This is a genomic window from Pseudidiomarina aestuarii (assembly GCF_003987355.1).
Taxonomy (GTDB): Bacteria; Pseudomonadota; Gammaproteobacteria; order Enterobacterales; family Alteromonadaceae; genus Pseudidiomarina; species Pseudidiomarina aestuarii.
Genome location: NZ_PIPR01000009.1, coordinates 1 through 1641, shown reverse-complemented (window position 1 = coordinate 1641; position 1641 = coordinate 1). Strand labels below are relative to the sequence as shown.

The window sequence follows — 1641 nt, the reverse complement described above, 5'->3', positions numbered from 1 at the left end:
AGTTGCTCAAGCTGCCGTTGGCAACGGTCACATCACCGACCACAAAGTCGTTTGAGCTCTCACTTAAGGTAAAGGTGAGCGCTGCCGTCTCACCGGCTTTCAACGCACCGACTGAGCTTGCAACGGTGATAGTTGGCACCACCGTATCAACACTCAAGCTCAACTGCGTCGCCGCAACGTTGTTATTACCCGCTGCATCGGTAAAGGTATTGGCCGCCACATCCACAGTCACGCCCGTGGTGCTGGCCACCGCTGGCGTCAACGTTGCCGTATAACTGCTGCCGGAGCCGGCAAAGCCTGACAAGGTCCCGCCGCTGACTTGCACATCGCCGACAATAAAGTTCGTTGAATCTTCACTCAAGGTGAAGGTCACTTGCGCCGTCTCCCCGGCAGCGAGTGATGCCGTATCGGCCGTGATATCGACACTCGGTACTTGCGTGTCGATGTTTAAGAACAAGGTGTTGGAGGCGTCATTGTTGTTGCCCACCGGATCGGTGTAGCTGTCGGCGGCAATGTTGACTGTGACGCTACCTTCGCTATTCTCCGCAGGCGTATAGACTGCCGTATAGTTCGAGCCACTGCCGCTGAAGTTACTGAAGGTCCCAGCACTGGCTTGCAGCGCATCGACCGTCAAATCGACCGACTCAGAAACGAAAATTCCGATCGTTGCCGTCTCACCCACGGTCAACAACGTATCTGAGGTCGTCAGCGTCATCGCCGGGCGTGAGGTGTCGACTTTCACATTAGAGGTATCTGTTGTGGTCGTCGTATTGCCCGCATTATCCGTCACCGTTGCTGAGACATTCGCAGTCGCCACCGTCACCCCTTCCGGGATCACCAACGCGGTACTCCAAGTGCCGGTCGTATTCGTTGCTGCGACCGCAGTATCCCCGCCAAAGAACTCGAGGTTGATGGTCACGCTGCTGATGGTGTCGCTGTTGTTATCGCCAACTGCCGTGTTATCCCAGCTTGCCGTCACCGTATCACCGAGCTTATAAGCGCCGCCGTTACCGGTCGCACCGCTTATCGCGATATTCGCATCGGTGACCGTCGGTGCGATGTTGTCCACGCTCGCATTGCTGGTATCTGCAGTTGTCGTCGAGTTGCCCGCATTATCCGTCGCGCTCACGCTGACATTGCGATTACTCGCATCAATCGCGCCAGCGGTGAGGGTATAAGTGGCTGTCCACGTGCCGCTACTATTGCTCGCTGCAACCGCCGCACCGCCGCCAAACGCACTGAAATCAACCGTGACGCCCGCTAGGGTGTCACCGTTGTTGTCACCAACAGCGGTATTGTCCCACGTTGCCGTGACCGTATCGCCGATAATATAGGTACCACCGGTGCCGGAGGCGCCACTGATAGAAATATTGGCATCAGTCACGGTCGGTGCTTGATTATCCACCGTCACACCATTGTCGTCCGCGGTTGTCGAGTCACCACCGGGACCTGTTGCCGTGACCGACACCACACGATTGGTTGCATCCAATGCACCCGCTGGAATGGTATACGTTGCTGTCCAGGTACCACTGCTATTGGTTGCAGCAACCGCAGCGCCGCCACCGAACTGGCTAAAATCAACCGTGACCGCAGAGATGTTGGCGTTATTGTCACCACCGGCGGTGTTATTCCAGGTGGCAG

Annotated in this window: 1 protein-coding gene; it reads right to left on the bottom strand. The window is 56.8% G+C overall.

Features of this window, described 5'->3' with window-relative positions; translation table 11 throughout:
- Positions 1-1641 (bottom strand): beta strand repeat-containing protein (locus tag CWE22_RS12060; protein ID WP_211618721.1); only part of this gene is annotated, 1641 nt, incomplete at both ends.